Here is a 15,540-nt window from a genome sequence, read left to right as displayed (position 1 = left end):
TGCCCGACGCTAGGCCGCGCCCTTGGAGCCGTCTTGTACGTTCTTGCGCTCCCGCTGGTACGCGCCCGGCGGCACCCCCACGATCCGCGTGAAGTGGCGGTTCAGATGGGGCTGGTCGGTGAAGCCCACGGCCACCGCGGCCTCGGCCGGTGCCGTCCCGTCGTCCAGCAGTCGCCGCGCGCGCCGGACCCGGGCGTCGGTGAGCCAGGCGTGCGGGGGCATGCCGTACAGGTCGCGGAAGCCGCGCAGCAGCGCGAAGGGACTCGTGCCCAGCCCGGCCGCGAGCTCCGCCAGCGGCGGCGGGTCGGTGAGGCGCGCCTCCAGGACCTGCCGGGCCCGCTCGGCGTTGCGGGCGCCGGCGGTGAGAAGGGCGCGCTCGGGCAGCGTGCCCCCGTGGGCGCGCAGCAGCCGGGCGACGGCCAGCCGCATCATGGTGTCGGCGGCGAGCGCGTTGCCCTGGTCGGCCGCCCGCAGCACCTGGGTGACCAGGTGCACGGCGTACGGGTCCTCTGCGACGGCGACGGTGAAGCCCACCGTCCCGCGGATCGCCGTCGTCTCCGCCGCGACGGAGGCCACGACGTCCGCCCCGGGGTAGAGCACGCTGTACGTCCACCCCTCGGGCACGCCCGCGTGCCCGGTGTGCGCGGTGTCGGGGTTGATCAGCGCCACCGCCCCCGGCCCCGCCCGCTCGATCGTGCCGTGGTGGTGGAAGGCCTCGACTCCCTGGGTGATGCCGGCGATCACGAACGACTCGTGCGTGTGCCGGACGAACGTCTTGCGCACGTACCGCGCCCGCAGGAGATCGACGTCCGGCAAGCCCGGATGCCTCCAGAACCGCGCCCGCTCGTCCGACCCCATCCCCCCATTCTGCGCCGTACCCGCCCTCCTCCCGCCCGCCCTGCCCGGGAAAGACCGCGTACGTGCACGGAGGGGGGGCGGTTTGTCAGTGGGGCGAGGCAGGATGGATGGCATGTCGCGACGGAGCACTGGGGCCACCCCGGAGGAGCGGGATCCGGCGGGGGCCCTCGACGCGTTCGCCCCCGCCACGCGCGCGTGGTTCACGGGGGCCTTCAGCGCGCCCACCGCCGCGCAGGCGGGGGCCTGGCGGGCGATCGCCGGCGGGTCCGACGTGCTCGTGGTGGCCCCCACGGGCTCCGGGAAGACGCTGGCGGCGTTCCTGGCCGCCCTGGACCGGCTGGCGTCGACGCCGCCGCCGGCCGAGGCCAAGCGCCGTTGCCGCGTGCTGTACGTGTCGCCCCTGAAGGCGCTCGCCGTCGACGTGGAGCGCAACCTGCGCAGTCCGCTGACCGGCCTGCGGCACGAGTCCGTGCGGCTGGGGCTGCCGGAGCCCGAGGTGCGGGTGGGCATCCGCTCGGGCGACACCCCGGCCGCCGAGCGGCGCGCGCTCGCGACCCGGCCGCCGGACATCCTGATCACGACCCCCGAGTCGCTGTTCCTGATGCTGACCTCCTCGACCCGGGAGTCGCTGCGCGGTGTCGAGACGGTGATCCTCGACGAGGTGCACGCCGTCGCCGGGACGAAGCGCGGCGCGCACCTGGCGCTGTCGCTGGAGCGGCTGGACGAGCTGCTGGAGCGCCCCGCGCGGCGCATCGGCCTGTCGGCGACGGTCCGCCCGGTGGACGAGGTGGCGCGCTTCCTGTCGCCGCAGCGCAAGGTGACGGTCGTCCAGCCCCCGTCGCAGAAGGAGTTCGACCTGTCGGTGGTCGTCCCCGTCGAGGACCTGGGCGAGCTCGGCGGCTCCCCCGCCACCGAGGGCGACGACCCCCGGCCCTCGATCTGGCCGCACGTCGAGGAGCGCATCGCCGACCTGGTGCAGGACCACCGCTCCACGATCGTCTTCGCCAACTCGCGCCGCCTGGCCGAGCGGCTGTGCAACCGGCTCAACGAGATCGCCTACGAACGGGCCATGGGCGAGCCCCTGCCCGAGGGCGCACCGCCTGCGGAGATCATGGCGCAGTCCGGCGCGGCGCGCGGGGCGCCGCCGCTGCTGGCCAGGGCGCACCACGGCTCGGTCTCCAAGGAGCAGCGCGCCCTGGTGGAGGAGGACCTCAAGGCCGGGCGGCTGCCGGCCGTCGTCGCCACGTCCAGCCTGGAGCTGGGCATCGACATGGGCGCGGTGGACCTGGTCGTCCAGGTGGAGTCGCCGCCCTCGGTGGCGTCCGGGCTGCAGCGCGTGGGCCGGGCGGGACACCAGGTGGGGGCGGTCTCTACCGGGGTGGTCTTCCCCAAGTACCGCGGCGACCTCGTGCAGTCGGCGGTGGTCACCGAGCGGATGCGGAGGGGCGCGATCGAGGCGTTGCGCATCCCGGCCAACCCGCTGGACGTCCTGGCGCAGCAACTGGTCGCGATGACGGCGCTGGACACATGGGACGTCGACGAACTGCTGGCGGTGGTACGCCGGGCTGCGCCCTTCGCCGCACTGCCGCACTCGGCGTTCACCGCGGTGCTGGACATGCTGGCCGGGCGCTATCCGTCGGACGCCTTCGCGGAGCTCCGGCCGCGCGTGGTGTGGGACCGGGTGGCGAACACGGTGGCGGCCCGGCCCGGCGCACAGCGCCTGGCGGTGACCTCGGGGGGCACGATCCCCGACCGCGGGCTGTTCGGGGTGTTCCTGGCCGGCGCCGACCCGAAGAAGGGCGGCGGCCGGGTCGGCGAGCTCGACGAGGAGATGGTCTACGAGTCCCGGGTGGGAGACGTCTTCACCCTGGGTACGACCTCCTGGCGTATCGAGGACATCACCCGCGACCGGGTGCTGGTCTCCCCCGCCCCGGGCGTGCCCGGGCGGCTGCCGTTCTGGAAGGGCGACCAGCTCGGCCGTCCGCTCGAGCTGGGCCGCGCCCTCGGTGCGTTCCTGCGCGAGGTCGCGGCCCTGGACCCGCGCAAGGGCCGGGCCCGGCTGGCCGCGGCCGGGCTGGACCCGTGGGCGGTCGACAATGTGCTGGCCTACCTGGAGGAGCAGCGCAAGGCCTGCGGCCATGTGCCCGACGACCGCACCATCGTGGTGGAGCGCTTCCGGGACGAGCTGGGCGACTGGCGGGTGGTCGTCCACTCCCCCTTCGGCGCCCAGGTCCACGCCCCCTGGGCGCTCGCGCTGGGTGCCCGGCTCGGTGAGCGGTACGGCTTCGACGCGCAGGTGATGCACGCCGACGACGGCATCGTGCTGCGGCTGCCGGACGCGGATCTGATGGGCCTGGACCTGCTGGACGTGGACCCGGCGCGGCAGGGCACCGAGTACGACGCGGACCAGTCCCCGGTCGGCGCCGCCGACGTCGCCTTCGACAAGGGCGAGGTCGAGCAGCTCGTCACCGACCAGATCGGCGGTTCCGCGCTGTTCGCGTCCCGGTTCCGGGAGTGCGCGGCCCGTGCGCTGCTGCTGCCCCGCCGGGACCCCGGCAAGCGCACGCCGCTGTGGCAGCAGCGCCAGCGGGCCGCCCAACTGCTCCAGGTGGCCTCGGAGTTCGGTTCGTTCCCGATCGTGCTGGAAGCGGTCCGCGAGTGCCTGCAGGACGTCTTCGACGTCCCCGGGCTGGTCGAGCTGATGGGCGACATCGAGTCCCGCAAGGTGCGGCTGGTCGAGGTGACGACGCCCGAACCGTCGCCGTTCGCCAAGTCGCTGCTCTTCGGCTACGTGGCGCAGTTCCTCTACGAGGGCGACTCGCCGCTGGCCGAGCGGCGCGCCGCGGCGCTCTCGCTGGACTCCCGGCTGCTGGCGGAGCTGCTGGGCCAGGCCGAGCTGCGCGAGCTGCTCGACGCCGACGTGATGGTGGAACTGGAGCAAGAGCTGCAGTGGCTCACCGAGGACCGGCGGATCAAGGGCCCCGAGGGGGTCGCCGACGTGCTGCGGCTGCTGGGCCCGCTGGACGACGCCGAGCTGGCCGCGCGCGGCGCGGAACCGGGCTGGGCGGCCGGGCTGGAGGGCGCGCGCCGGGCGATCCGGGTCCGCGTCGCGGGCGTGGACCGCTGGGCCGCCGTGGAGGACGCCGGGCGGCTGCGGGACGCCCTGGGCACCGCCCTGCCGGTCGGTGTGCCGGAGGCCTTCACCGAGCCCGTCAAGGACCCGCTGGCGGATCTGCTGGCCCGCTACGCCCGTACGCACGGGCCGTTCACCTCGGCCGAGGCCGCCCAGCGCTTCGGCCTGGGCACCGCCGTCGCCGACGGCACCCTGCACCGGCTCGCCGCGTCCGGCCGGGTCGTGCAGGGCGAGTTCAGGCCCGGCGGCGCGGGCCACGAGTGGTGCGACGCCGGTGTGCTGCGGCGGCTGCGGCGGCGCTCGCTGGCGGCGCTGCGGCACGAACTGGAACCCGTGCCGCCGGCCACGCTGGCCACCTTCCTGCCGCAGTGGCAGCACGTGGGCACGCACGGCCTGCGCGGCCTCGACGGCCTGGTGCGGGCCGTCGAGCAGTTGCAGGGCGCCGCCGTCCCCGCCTCGGCCCTGGAGAAGCTGGTCCTGCCCGCCCGAGTGACGGACTACACCCCGGCGATGCTCGACGAGCTGACGTCGGCGGGCGAGATCGTGTGGGCGGGGGCCGGCGCCCTGCAGGGCAAGGACGGCTGGCTGTCGCTGTACCTCGCCGACACCGCGCCCCTGTTGCTGCCGCAGCCCCAGCCGCTGGAGCTCTCCCCGGTGCACCACGCGGTCCTGGACGGGCTCTCGGGCGGCTACGGACTGTTCTTCCGGCAGATCTCCGAACAGGTCCGCGCCGCCGGGCACGAGCTGTCCGATCCGGAACTGGCCGAGGTGGTCTGGGAGCTGGCCTGGTCGGGCCGGCTGACCAACGACACGCTCGCGCCGCTGCGCGCCCTGCTCGGCTCCGGCCGTACGGCGGGCTCCACCGCGCACCGGGCGCCGCGCGCGGTGCCCCGCGGCCGCTACGGCGCCTTCACGGCCCGCACCGGCCGGCCCGCGCCCCGGGTGACGGCGTCACGGGGCGGGCCGCCGACGACGGCGGGCCGCTGGTCCCTGGTACCGGAGGCGGAGCCCGACGCGACGCACCGGGCGCACGCCCTCACCCACGCGCTGCTGGACCGGCACGGCGTGGTCACGCGGGGGGCGGTGGCCGCCGAGGGTGTGGAGGGCGGCTTCTCCGCCGCGTACCGCGTCCTGTCGGCCTTCGAGGAGACCGGCCAGGCGCGCCGCGGCTACGTCGTGGAGGGGCTGGGCGCGGCCCAGTTCGCCATGGACGGCGCGGTGGACCGACTGCGGGCCATCAGCAACGCCCGGGACCGCGAGGACGCCCGGCACGACAAGGCCCGCACCGTGGTGCTGGCCGCGGCCGACCCGGCCAACGCCTATGGCGCCGCCCTGCCCTGGCCCGAGCAGCCCGCCGGGGTGACCCACCGGCCGGGGCGCAAGGCGGGGGCCCTGGTCGTCCTGGTCGACGGCGAGCTCACGCTGTACGTGGAGCGCGGCGGCAAGACCCTGCTGGCCTGGCCCGGCACCTCCGCGGCGGAGGGCGACGGCCGGGGCGGCGGCAGTGCGGACGAGGAGCGGTTGCAGGCGGCCGCCGACGCGCTCGCCCTGGCCGTGCGTGACGGTGCGCTCGGCCGGCTCACGGTGGAACGCACGAACGGCGAGTCCGCCCTCACCTCGGTGCTCGGCCGGGCCCTGGAGGCGGCCGGCTTCCATGCGACACCCCGCGGCCTGCGGCTGCGGGCCTGAACGGGAACAGGGGGATCCGTGCCCGAGGGCGACACGATCTGGCTGGCCGCGCACCGGCTGCACTGGGCGCTGGCGGGGCACGTCCTGCTCCGTGCGGACCTGCGTGTGCCGCGGCTGGCGACGACCGACCTGTCGGGACGCCGCGTGGAGGAGGTCGTGGCCCGCGGCAAGCACCTGCTGATCCGGGTCGAGGGCGGGCTGACCCTCCACTCGCATCTGCGCATGGACGGTTCCTGGCAGTTGTACGCACCCGGTGAGCGCTGGCGGGGCGGTCCCGACCACCAGGTCCGGGCGGTCCTCGCCAACGCCGAGCGGGTCGCCGTCGGCTACCGGCTGCCCGTGCTGGAGCTGCTGCGCACCGCCGAGGAGGACCGGGCCGTCGGCCATCTCGGTCCCGATCTGCTGGGCCCGGACTGGGATCCGGCCGAGGCGCTGCGCCGGCTGACCGCCGACCCGGCCCGGCCGGTCGGGGAGGCGCTGCTGGACCAGCGCAATCTGGCGGGCATCGGCAACGTCTACAAGTGCGAGGTGTGCTTCCTGCGCGGCGTCACGCCCTGGATGCCGGTCGGCGAGGTCCCCGAGCCCGAGCGGGTCGTCGAGCTCGCCAGGAAGCTGCTGCAGGCCAACAAGACCCGGCACGGCCACATCACCACCGGCGACACCCGGCGCGGCCGGACGCACTGGGTGTACCGCCGGGACCGGCACGGCTGCCTGCGCTGCGGGACGGCGATCCGCGTCGCCGAGCTGGGCCCGCCCGGCCAGACCCGTGCGACGTACTGGTGCCCGCAATGCCAGCGCGGCCCCGCGCCCGCGTCCGCGCCGGCGCCGCGCCACACCAATTGACGGACCGTCAGATCCGGTCGTACGGTCGCCGCATGACCGTACCGGCGTACGACCTCACCGGGCGCACCGCTCTGGTCACCGGTGCCGCCAGCGGCATCGGCCGGGCCTCGGCGCTGCTGCTCGCCCAGGCCGGGGCCACCGTAACGTGCGCGGACGTGGACGAGCCGGGCGCCCGGCACACCGCCGAGCTCGCCGTGAAGGCCGGCGGCGCGGCGGAGGCGCGTGCCGTGGACGTCACCGACCGCGCGCAGGTGGCCGCGGCCGTCGCGGCGATCATGGCCGCCCACGGACGGCTGGACGTCCTGGCCGCCATCGCGGGCGTCATGCACTTCAGTTCCGTCCTGGACACCGACGAGGCCGACCTGGACCGGGTGCTGTCGGTGAACTTCAAGGGTGTGCTGCACTGCGCCCGCGAGGCCGCCCGCCCGATGGCCGAGCGTGGTGCCGGCAGCATCGTCACCATGGCCTCCGGCGCCATCGACACCGGCGCCCGCGGGCTGCTCTGCTACAGCGTCTCGAAGGCCGCCGTCGTCCAGCTGACCCGGACCCTCGCCACGGAGCTGGGACCCCACGGCGTGCGGGCCAATGCCGTGGCGCCCGGCTTCGTCCGCACACCGATGACGAGCCACTACGGCACCGGCCCCGACGGCCTCTTCGACGAGCGGGCCCAGGCGCGCGCCGAGGAGGCGCTGGTGCGCGCCGCGCCCCTGGGCCGTGTGGGCGACCCGCAGGACGTGGCGCACACCGTGCTCTTCCTGGCCTCCGACGCCTCAGCCTTCACGACCGGCCAGATCCTGCGCCCCAACGGGGGCGTCGTCATGCCCTGGTAGCGACTGACTTCGCGGACCCGGAAGTCTTCCCGTCAGCTCTCCCGGCGCCGGGCCCTCAACCTCACGGACGGCCACCGGAGCGGCGGATGATGATCCCCGTGACCACCTCGCCGTGTGCAGGGGGACGATGCTGAGCCCCCAGCCACCGGCGACGACCAGGCCCTCGAAGGAGCCTGCCTGTGCGGGCTGGACGATGAGCCTCAGCAGGGCCCACCACCACACCACTCCCGCGACGAAAGCGATCGCCCAGCGGACCGGCCGCCGGGCCCACAGCTCGTGAAACAGGCGGAGAACGTGCATGGCCGCCTCCTTCGGAGCCCCGAGGTTGCGGCGGGTATCACCAGGGACCCAATCCCGGGCTTTCCCCGTACACAGGTGCGATCCCCTTCCGGCAAGATCTCTAGACCTCTGCCGCCCCACCCCGCACGACGTTCACCCGGAAGGAGGACACGCACGGCTACTACCTGCGACATTCCCCCGCCCGAGGCAACCCAGGGCGACCGGCCCCGATGCTCCCGCCGACGACGCCCCGCCGGCCTAGACGTTCTCGGCCTGGAACATCCAGTGGTGCTTCTCGAGCTCGGCGGCGAGCCCGATCAGGATGTCCTGGCTCACCGGATCGGGCTTCTCCGTCGCCTCGATCCCCTGGCGCACCCGCCTGATCACGGCGTCCAGCGCCACGATCATGACCGAGACCACCTTCTCGTCCTTGATCCAGCCGTCCGGCACCTCGTCGATCCTGCTGCTCTTGGAGACCGTCCCCGCGCGCCCGTCCGGCGTCACCCCGACCGCGGCCGCCCGCTCCGCGACCGTGTCGGCGTAGGTCCGCGCGGTGGTCACCACGTCGTCGAGCTGGAGGTGGACGGACCGGAACCGCGCCCCGACCACGTTCCAGTGCACCTGCTTGGCGACGAGCGACAGGTCGATGAGATCGCTGAGGGTGTGCTGCAGGGCCTCACCGACGGTCTTGCGGTCGGCCTCGGGCAGCGTGCTCTTCACGACGGTCATGCTGCTCCTCCTCGGGAATCGCCTGGCGTCGCAGGGCCACCTCCACGGCGGCCCCGCCTCATGGGCGCCTTCCCCGGATCCGCGGACCACACGCGGACACGCCGTGGCCCCGGCCGGTTGCCCACCGGCCGGGGCCACGGTTCGGAACTGCTTGGTGTCGCTCAGGCCGCGACGACGTCCACGGCCTCGGTGGGCGCCTTCGGCGCCTTGATGGTGACCCGCTCGTCCGGACCGGACGGTACGGACGGAACCGCGCCCAGCAGCGGCCGCATAGGCGCGGCTGCCGACCCGACAGCAGCCGACTCGGCGAGTTCGGCAAGCGCCAGATCGTCGCTGACCTCCCGCATCACCTCGGACATCGGGACGTCCAAGGCGTCACAGATCGCGGAGAGCAGTTCGGAGGAAGCCTCCTTCTGCCCTCGTTCGACCTCCGACAGATAGCCCAGGGAGACCCGGGCGGATGAGGAGACCTCACGCAGGGTGCGGCCCTGACGCTGGCGCTGCCGACGCAGCACGTCACCGAGCAGGCGACGGAGCAGAATCATCGGTGGCTCCCTCCTCGGACCGCGAATTCGCAACCTTCTTGCCCCACCGTACCGCCTCCGACACCGGCCGTGCGGGGAGCGATGACGTGTTCACTCAGGGCTGCAAACATCCCTTCCCCCCGCTGTCTTCCCTACCCTTCGCCGTCGGGGATTCGTCGGGTGTTCCCCCGCCCGTCAGGAGCGTCTGCTGCAAGAGGGTCAGAACGGCGTTCACGGTGGTGGTACGGATTTCGGCACGGTCGCCGTTCAACTGCAGTCTCTCGCACCACGAGCCGGTCGGCCCGGCGACCGCCACGAAGACCGTCCCGACCTGCTGTCCGTCCTGCGGGTCCGGACCGGCGACTCCGGTGGTGGCCAGCCCCCAGTCGGCGCGCAGCACGCGCCGCACGCCCTCGGCCATCCCCCGCGCGACGTCGGGGTCGACGGCCCCGCGTTCGGCCAGCAGTGCGCCGTCCACGCCCAGCACGTCCCGCTTCAGTTCGGTGGCGTACGCGGTGACCGAACCGCGGAAGGACCTGGAGGCGCCGGGCACCGAGGTCAGCTCGGCGGCGACCAGGCCACCGGTCAGCGACTCGGCGACGGCGAGCCACTGCCGCCGCCCCTCCAGCAGCCCCAGCACCTCGGCGGCGACGTTCACGCGCCCTGTCCCTGCTCCTCCGGGAACTCCAGCGGGACGTCCTCCGCGAGCGCCCCCTCCTCCTCGTCCGCGCCCTCGCGCGCCCGGCGCACGGCGGCCGCGCGCTGCGCGGCCAGTCCGGCCCGGCGCATGACGACGGCCTGGCGCACGTAGTCCAGGCCCGTCACCACGGTCAGCACCACCGCGGCGCCCATCAGCACCGCCCGCAGCGTCGCCAGCGGCCCGGTGAGGATCAGGATGTACATGCCGACGGCGACGCCCTGGGTGAGCGTCTTCAGCTTGCCGCCCCGGCTGGCCGGGATCACTCCCCAGCGGATCACCCAGAACCGCATCAGCGTGATGCCCAGCTCGCGGAAGAGGATCACCGCGGTGACCCACCAGGGCAGGTCCCCGAGGGCCGAGAGCCCGATCAGCGCCGCGCCCATGATCGCCTTGTCGGCGATCGGGTCGGCGATCTTGCCGAAGTCGGTGACCAGCCCGTAGCGCCGGGCCAGCTCGCCGTCGAAGAGGTCGGTGATCATCGCGATGGCGAACGCCGCCCACGCGAAGGAGCGCCACGCCGGGTCGTGCCCGTCGTCGTGCACGAGCAGCACGACGAAGCCCGGCACCAGCAGCAGCCGCACCATCGTGAGGACGTTGGCGATGTTCCACAACGAAGGCCGCCGGACCGCGGCCGCAGGGGCTGCGGGTGCGGACCGGTGGTTGCCGGCGGCGGACGCCGGGACTCCCGTCATCTGCGCGCCTCCTGCGTCGTGCCAAGCGGCTCCGCGACGAGGTCGACGCCTTCGGTGTCCACCACCTTCGCCGCGACGAACGATCCGGGCACCAGGCCCGCGTGGGAGGTCAGGACGACCTGGCCGTCGGTCTCCGGCGCCTGGTGGGCACCGCGGCCGACCGCCCCCTCCTCCTCGTCGACGGAGTCGACCAGCACCTGCACCGTCGAGCCCAGCCGCTCCTCGGCACGCTGCGCGGTCAGCTCCTCGGCCAGCCGCGAGACCCGGGCCAGCCGCTCGGCGACGACGTCCTCGTCGAGCTTGCCGTCGTAGCCGGCCGCTTCGGTGCCCTCCTCGTCGGAGTAGCCGAAGACGCCGATGGCGTCGAGCCGGGCGGCGCCCAGGAAGCGCTCCAGCTCCTCCAGGTCCGCCGCCGACTCGCCCGGGAAGCCGACGATGAAGTTGGAGCGGACCCCGGCCTCCGGCGCCTTGGAGCGGATGGTGTCCAGCAGCTCCAGGAAGCGCTCGGTGTCGCCGAAGCGGCGCATCGCGCGCAGCACCCCGGGTGCGGAGTGCTGGAAGGACAGGTCGAAGTACGGCGCGACCTTGGGCGTCGAGGTCAGCACGTCGATCAGGCCCGGGCGCATCTCGGCGGGCTGCAGGTAGCTGACCCGGATCCGCTCGATGCCGTCGACGGCTGCCAGTTCCGGCAGCAGCGTCTCCAGCAGCCGGATGTCGCCGAGGTCCTTGCCGTACGAGGTGTTGTTCTCGCTGACCAGCATGACCTCCTTGACGCCCTGCTCGGCCAGCCAGCGCGTCTCGCCGAGCACGTCCGAGGGGCGGCGGGAGATGAAGGAGCCCCGGAAGGACGGGATGGCGCAGAAGGAGCAGCGGCGGTCGCAGCCGGAGGCCAGCTTCACCGAGGCGACCGGACTGCTGTCCAGGCGGCGGCGGAGCGGTGCGCGCGGCCCGGAGGCGGGCGCGACGCCCTCGGGCAGGTCCGCGGGGGCGGGGACCGGCTCCGTGGCGCTCTGCGCGTGGCCGGGCAGCGCGACCTCGCTCACGGCCTGCCGGGCGGCCGGGCTGACCGGCAGCAGCTTGCGGCGGTCGCGCGGGGTGTGGGAGGCGTGGACGCCGCCGGAGAGGATCGTCTGCAGGCGGTCGGAGATGTTCGCGTAGTCGTCGAAGCCGAGCACCCCGTCCGCCTCGGGCAGGGCCTCGGCCAGCTCCTTCCCGTAGCGCTCGGCCATGCAGCCGACCGCGACGACGGCCTGGGTGCGGCCGTGGCCCTTGAGGTCGTTGGCCTCCAGCAGGGCGTCGACGGAGTCCTTCTTGGCGGCCTCGACGAAGCCACAGGTGTTCACGACGGCCACGTCGGCGGCGGCGGCGTCCTCGACGAGCTGCCACCCGTCCGCCGCCAGCCGGCCGGCGAGCTCCTCGGAATCCACCTCGTTACGGGCGCAGCCGAGCGTGACAAGAGCGACGGTACGGGGTTCGGACATAGGCTCAGCCTACTTTGTCCCCGACGGGGCTCCGACGCGCAGCGGCGCCCGGCGCCGGGACGGGTGTCCCGCGCCGGGCGCCGCGGTGTCCGTGCGCGCCCGTGGAACCGGGCGTCACCCTGCTTCCGGGTCGCCGGGGGTGAAGGTGAGGCGCTGGACCTGACCGGGGTCACCCGCGGGCCCGAGGTCCTTGCCGTTGACGAAGAGGTGGACCGCGCCCGCGTTGCCGATGATGAGGTTGATCTTGCTCTTGTCGGTGAAGGTCTTGGAGTCGCCCGGCTCCAGACTGCCCTGGTAGAGCTGCCTTCCGTTGCTGTCCACCGCCTGGATCCAGCTCTTGTCGTTCTGGGTGGTGAGCTTGACCGTGACCTTGTCGGCCGGCGCCGCGGCGATCGCGCTGTCGGACTCCTCGGGCCTCGGCGCGGAGCTCGTGGGGTTGCCGGACGGCTTGGCCGCCGGGCTCGCCGCACTCGGCTTGCCCGCCACCGGCTCCTTGCCGCCGTCCTCGCCACCGCTGAACAGGGTGAACCCGACGAAACCGACGACGGCGACGATCGCCGCGACCATGGCGGCGGTCCAGTTGGGGCGGCGCGGCTCGGACCTCATCCGCTCCGCCTCGTACAGCGGCGCCACCGGGGTGGGGGCGGGCGCACTGCCGTGCTCCGCCGAGAACTGCTCGATCAGGGCCTCGGGATCGAGGCCCACGGCGCGCGCGAGCGCCCGGATGTGGCCGCGGGCGTACACGTCGCCGCCGCAGCGGGAGAAATCGTCCTCCTCGATCGCGTGCACGATGGGCGGGCGCACACGCGTTGTGGTACTGACCTCGTCGACGGTCAGACCCGCGGCGATGCGGGCCTGGGCGAGGGCGCGACCGACCGAGAGCCGGTCGTCGGGGGGCGGGTTGCCGATGGACACGGGGGCGCCTTTCGAGCGTGCAGCCACCTGCTGGAGACTCAGTCTAGGGGGGTGTGCAAAAGGACGGGCAAGCGGGCGGGCGTTGTTTGTCCGCCATCAGGATTGCCGTCTTTCCCGGCGCCGATGACAGTCGGCCATACGCCTTCCCCCTGCACTAACTTGACGTACGGGCGGGAGCAACGGTTGCGTCCAACCCACTTACGAGTGAGCCACGGAATGGCTACGAACCGGCCTCGCCCCGGAGCAGGGCGAGCACTCCGTCCATCTCGTCCGGCTTGACCAGTACGTCACGGGCCTTCGACCCCTCGCTGGGGCCGACGATCCCGCGCGATTCCATCAGGTCCATGAGCCTGCCCGCTTTCGCGAAGCCGACACGCAGTTTCCGCTGGAGCATCGAAGTCGAGCCGAACTGCGTGGAGACGACCAGTTCCGCGGCCTGGCACAACAGGTCCAGGTCGTCGCCGATCTCCTCGTCGATCTCCTTCTTCGGACCCGAGCCGACGACCACGTCGTCACGGTAGGCGGGGGTCAACTGCGCCTTGCAGTGGGCGACCACGGCCTGGATCTCGTCCTCGGTGACGAAGGCGCCCTGCATGCGGACCGGCTTGTTGGCGCCCATCGGCAGGAACAGCCCGTCACCCTTTCCGATCAGCTTCTCGGCGCCGGCCTGGTCGAGGATGACCCGGCTGTCGGCGAGCGACGAGGTCGCGAAGGCCAGCCTGGACGGCACGTTGGCCTTGATGAGACCCGTGACGACGTCGACGCTGGGCCGCTGGGTGGCCAGCACGAGGTGGATGCCGGCGGCCCGGGCGAGCTGGGTGATGCGGACGATCGCGTCCTCGACGTCCCGCGGCGCGACCATCATCAGGTCGGCCAGCTCGTCCACGATCACCAGCAGGTAGGGGTAGGGCGCGAGCTCCCGCTCGCTGCCCTCCGGCGGCTTCACCTTGCCCGAGCGCACCGCCGCGTTGAAGTCGTCGATGTGCCGGAAGCCATAGGCGGCGAGGTCGTCGTAGCGCAGGTCCATCTCGCGCACGACCCACTGCAGCGCCTCGGCGGCCCGCTTGGGGTTGGTGATGATCGGGGTGATGAGGTGCGGGACGCCCTCGTACGCGGTCAGCTCGACGCGCTTGGGGTCGACGAGCACCATCCGCACCTCGTCGGGCGTGGCGCGCGCCAGGATCGAGGTGATCAGGCAGTTGATGCAGGAGGACTTGCCGGATCCGGTGGCGCCCGCGACGAGGATGTGCGGCATGCGCGCGAGGTTGGCCATGACGTAGCCGCCCTCGACGTCCTTGCCGAGGCCCACCGTCATCGGGTGCTCCTCGCCGGCGGCCTCCGCCGAGCGCAGCACGTCGCCGAGGTTGACCATCTCCCGGTCGCTGTTGGGGATCTCGATGCCCACCGCCGACTTGCCGGGGATCGGGCTGATGATCCGCACGTCCGGACTGGCCACGGCGTACGCGATGTTCTTGGCGAGGGCGGTGATCCGCTCGACCTTGACGGCCTGGCCGAGTTCCACCTCGTAACGGGTCACCGTCGGACCGCGCGTGAAGCCGGTGACCCGTGCGTCCACCTTGAACTGCGAGAAGACGCTCGTCAGCGACTCGACCACGGCGTCGTTGGCGGCGCTGCGGGTGCGTCCTGGACCGCCGCGCTCCAACAGGTCCAGGGACGGCAGGCCGTAGGTGACGTCGCCGGACAACTGGAGCTGCTCGGCGCGCGGCGGCAGCGGCGGGCCCTGCTCGGGCGCCGCGCGCTTGGTGAGGTCGGGCACGGACCGGTCGGCGGAGTCCTCGGCGGCGGCCTCCCCGGTGTCCCGGGCCTGCGGCAGGGAGTGGCTGACGAGATCCGCGACGACGGAGGAGCCGGGCACGCCGTAGGCGAGGGCGCCGTCGAGGTCGGCGGCCACGCCGTAGGCGAGGTCGACCGCGTCCAGTCCGTCGCTGGGCCTGAGGTCGGGCAGTTCCGACCGTTCCCGGCGGCGCCTGGACCGGCGGCGCGACTTCTCCCCGCCGTCCTGTGGGGCGGTCTCCTCCTCCAGCAGGTCGCTGAACGGCACGGCGTCGTCCTCGGTCCCGGCGCCGCCCTGGTCCTCCACCAGGCCCAGCCGGATGCCGAGTTCACGCAGCCGCCGGGGGATGGCGTTGACCGGGGTCGCGGTGGTGACCAGCAGCCCGAAGAAGGTGAGCAGTGCCAGCAGCGCCACCGCCAGCGGTGCGCCGACGGTGTAGTCGAGCGGCGCGGACGCCGCCCAGCCGATCAGGCCGCCCGCGTCGCGGATCGCGTCGGCGCCCTGCCCGCGGCCGGGGGAACCGCAGCCGATGTGCACCAGGCCCAGTACACCGACGGTGAGGGTGCTCAGGCCGATGACGATGCGCCCGTTGGCGTCGGACTTCTGCGGGTGGCGCATCAACCGCCAGACGACGGCACCGACGAGGAACGGCACGAGCAGGTCCAGCCGCCCGAACAGCCCGGTGATCAGTATCTCGACCAGATCGCCCACCGGACCACGCAGGTCCGACCAGGTGCCGGTGGCGACGACCAGCGCGAGGCCGAACAGCAGCAGCGCCAGGCCGTCCTTGCGGTGCGCCGGGTCGAGCCCGCGCGCGCCGCGCCCGACGCCGCGGAAGAGGGCGCCCACGGTGTGCGCCAGGCCGAGCCAGACCGCCCGCGCGAGCCGGTAGACGCCGCCGGTCGGGGACGGCGCGGGCTTCGGCGCGGGCTTGGCCGCCGCCGCCTTGGCAGGCGGCTTCTTGGCCGCCGCCTTCTTCGCGGGGGCCTTCTTCGCCGCGGGCTTGGCCGCAGGTTTGGCGGCAGCCTTCTTGGCGGTGCCGGACGTACGTGAGGCCATGGTGGTGAGGTTA

General features: G+C 73.6%; 11 protein-coding genes. 3 read left to right on the top strand and 8 right to left on the bottom strand.

The window, feature by feature from the left end; translation table 11 throughout:
- Positions 1-9: 9 nt before the first annotated feature.
- Positions 10-858 (bottom strand): AraC family transcriptional regulator, encoded by an 849-nt coding sequence (locus AC1VWI_RS31480; RefSeq protein WP_499514366.1) that lies wholly within the window; start codon positions 856-858, stop codon positions 10-12.
- Between the two features lie 112 nt (positions 859-970).
- Here AC1VWI_RS31480 and AC1VWI_RS31475 point away from each other — a divergent pair, with 112 nt between their 5' ends.
- Genes AC1VWI_RS31475 through AC1VWI_RS31465 form a run of 3 tightly spaced genes read left to right on the top strand, consistent with a single transcriptional unit; the run spans position 971 to position 7,353 of the window.
- A complete protein-coding gene (locus tag AC1VWI_RS31475; RefSeq protein WP_499514365.1) occupies positions 971-5,680 on the top strand; it encodes an ATP-dependent helicase in 4,710 nt (1,569 codons plus the stop codon).
- An 18-nt stretch (positions 5,681-5,698) separates the two neighbouring features.
- Positions 5,699-6,523: a DNA-formamidopyrimidine glycosylase family protein gene (locus AC1VWI_RS31470; RefSeq protein WP_499514364.1), complete on the top strand. Its 825-nt coding sequence runs from the start codon at positions 5,699-5,701 to the stop codon at positions 6,521-6,523.
- A 32-nt stretch (positions 6,524-6,555) separates the two neighbouring features.
- On the top strand, positions 6,556-7,353 hold the full coding sequence (locus tag AC1VWI_RS31465) for an SDR family NAD(P)-dependent oxidoreductase (RefSeq protein ID WP_499514363.1): 798 nt from the start codon (positions 6,556-6,558) through the stop codon (positions 7,351-7,353).
- Between the two features lie 537 nt (positions 7,354-7,890).
- Here AC1VWI_RS31465 and AC1VWI_RS31460 read toward each other — a convergent pair.
- The 7 genes from AC1VWI_RS31460 to AC1VWI_RS31430 form a co-directional block, all read right to left on the bottom strand.
- Positions 7,891-8,361 carry a Dps family protein gene (locus tag AC1VWI_RS31460; RefSeq protein ID WP_499514362.1) on the bottom strand — a complete coding sequence of 157 codons (471 nt, stop codon included), beginning with the start codon at positions 8,359-8,361 and terminating at the stop codon, positions 7,891-7,893.
- A 161-nt stretch (positions 8,362-8,522) separates the two neighbouring features.
- Positions 8,523-8,906 (bottom strand): helix-turn-helix domain-containing protein, encoded by a 384-nt coding sequence (locus AC1VWI_RS31455; protein WP_018561778.1) that lies wholly within the window; start codon positions 8,904-8,906, stop codon positions 8,523-8,525.
- Positions 8,907-9,000: 94 nt separating this feature from the next.
- Complete coding sequence (locus AC1VWI_RS31450) at positions 9,001-9,543, bottom strand: CinA family protein (protein WP_499514361.1); 543 nt, start codon at positions 9,541-9,543, stop codon at positions 9,001-9,003.
- Positions 9,540-10,277 (bottom strand): CDP-diacylglycerol--glycerol-3-phosphate 3-phosphatidyltransferase, encoded by a 738-nt coding sequence (gene pgsA / locus AC1VWI_RS31445; RefSeq protein ID WP_499514360.1) that lies wholly within the window; start codon positions 10,275-10,277, stop codon positions 9,540-9,542. The genes AC1VWI_RS31450 and pgsA overlap by 4 nt, the downstream gene beginning before the upstream one ends.
- Entirely contained in the window at positions 10,274-11,758 is a 1,485-nt protein-coding gene (gene rimO, locus AC1VWI_RS31440) for a 30S ribosomal protein S12 methylthiotransferase RimO (RefSeq protein WP_499514359.1), read from the bottom strand. The genes pgsA and rimO overlap by 4 nt, the downstream gene beginning before the upstream one ends.
- Before the next feature lie 114 nt (positions 11,759-11,872).
- Positions 11,873-12,673, bottom strand: a complete 801-nt coding sequence (locus tag AC1VWI_RS31435; protein ID WP_499514358.1) for a helix-turn-helix domain-containing protein — start codon at positions 12,671-12,673, stop codon at positions 11,873-11,875.
- Positions 12,674-12,893: 220 nt separating this feature from the next.
- Entirely contained in the window at positions 12,894-15,527 is a 2,634-nt protein-coding gene (locus AC1VWI_RS31430) for a DNA translocase FtsK (RefSeq protein WP_499514357.1), read from the bottom strand.
- Positions 15,528-15,540 lie beyond the last annotated feature (13 nt).

This window comes from Streptomyces sp. TOM-9 (assembly GCF_056858595.1).
This window is presented reverse-complemented; position numbering and strand designations above follow the sequence as displayed.

Bases quoted from the DNA above. Each gene is read 5' to 3' on its own strand.
- AC1VWI_RS31480 (WP_499514366.1), bottom strand. From the start codon at position 858: ATGGGGTCGGACGAGCGGGCGCGGTTCTGGAGGCATCCGGGCTTGCCG.
- pgsA (WP_499514360.1), bottom strand. From the start codon at position 10,277: ATGACGGGAGTCCCGGCGTCCGCCGCCGGCAACCACCGGTCCGCACCC.
- AC1VWI_RS31455 (WP_018561778.1), bottom strand. From the start codon at position 8,906: ATGATTCTGCTCCGTCGCCTGCTCGGTGACGTGCTGCGTCGGCAGCGC.
- rimO (WP_499514359.1), bottom strand. From the start codon at position 11,758: ATGTCCGAACCCCGTACCGTCGCTCTTGTCACGCTCGGCTGCGCCCGT.
- AC1VWI_RS31475 (WP_499514365.1), top strand. From the start codon at position 971: ATGTCGCGACGGAGCACTGGGGCCACCCCGGAGGAGCGGGATCCGGCG.
- AC1VWI_RS31460 (WP_499514362.1), bottom strand. From the start codon at position 8,361: ATGACCGTCGTGAAGAGCACGCTGCCCGAGGCCGACCGCAAGACCGTC.
- AC1VWI_RS31465 (WP_499514363.1), top strand. From the start codon at position 6,556: ATGACCGTACCGGCGTACGACCTCACCGGGCGCACCGCTCTGGTCACC.
- AC1VWI_RS31430 (WP_499514357.1), bottom strand. From the start codon at position 15,527: ATGGCCTCACGTACGTCCGGCACCGCCAAGAAGGCTGCCGCCAAACCT.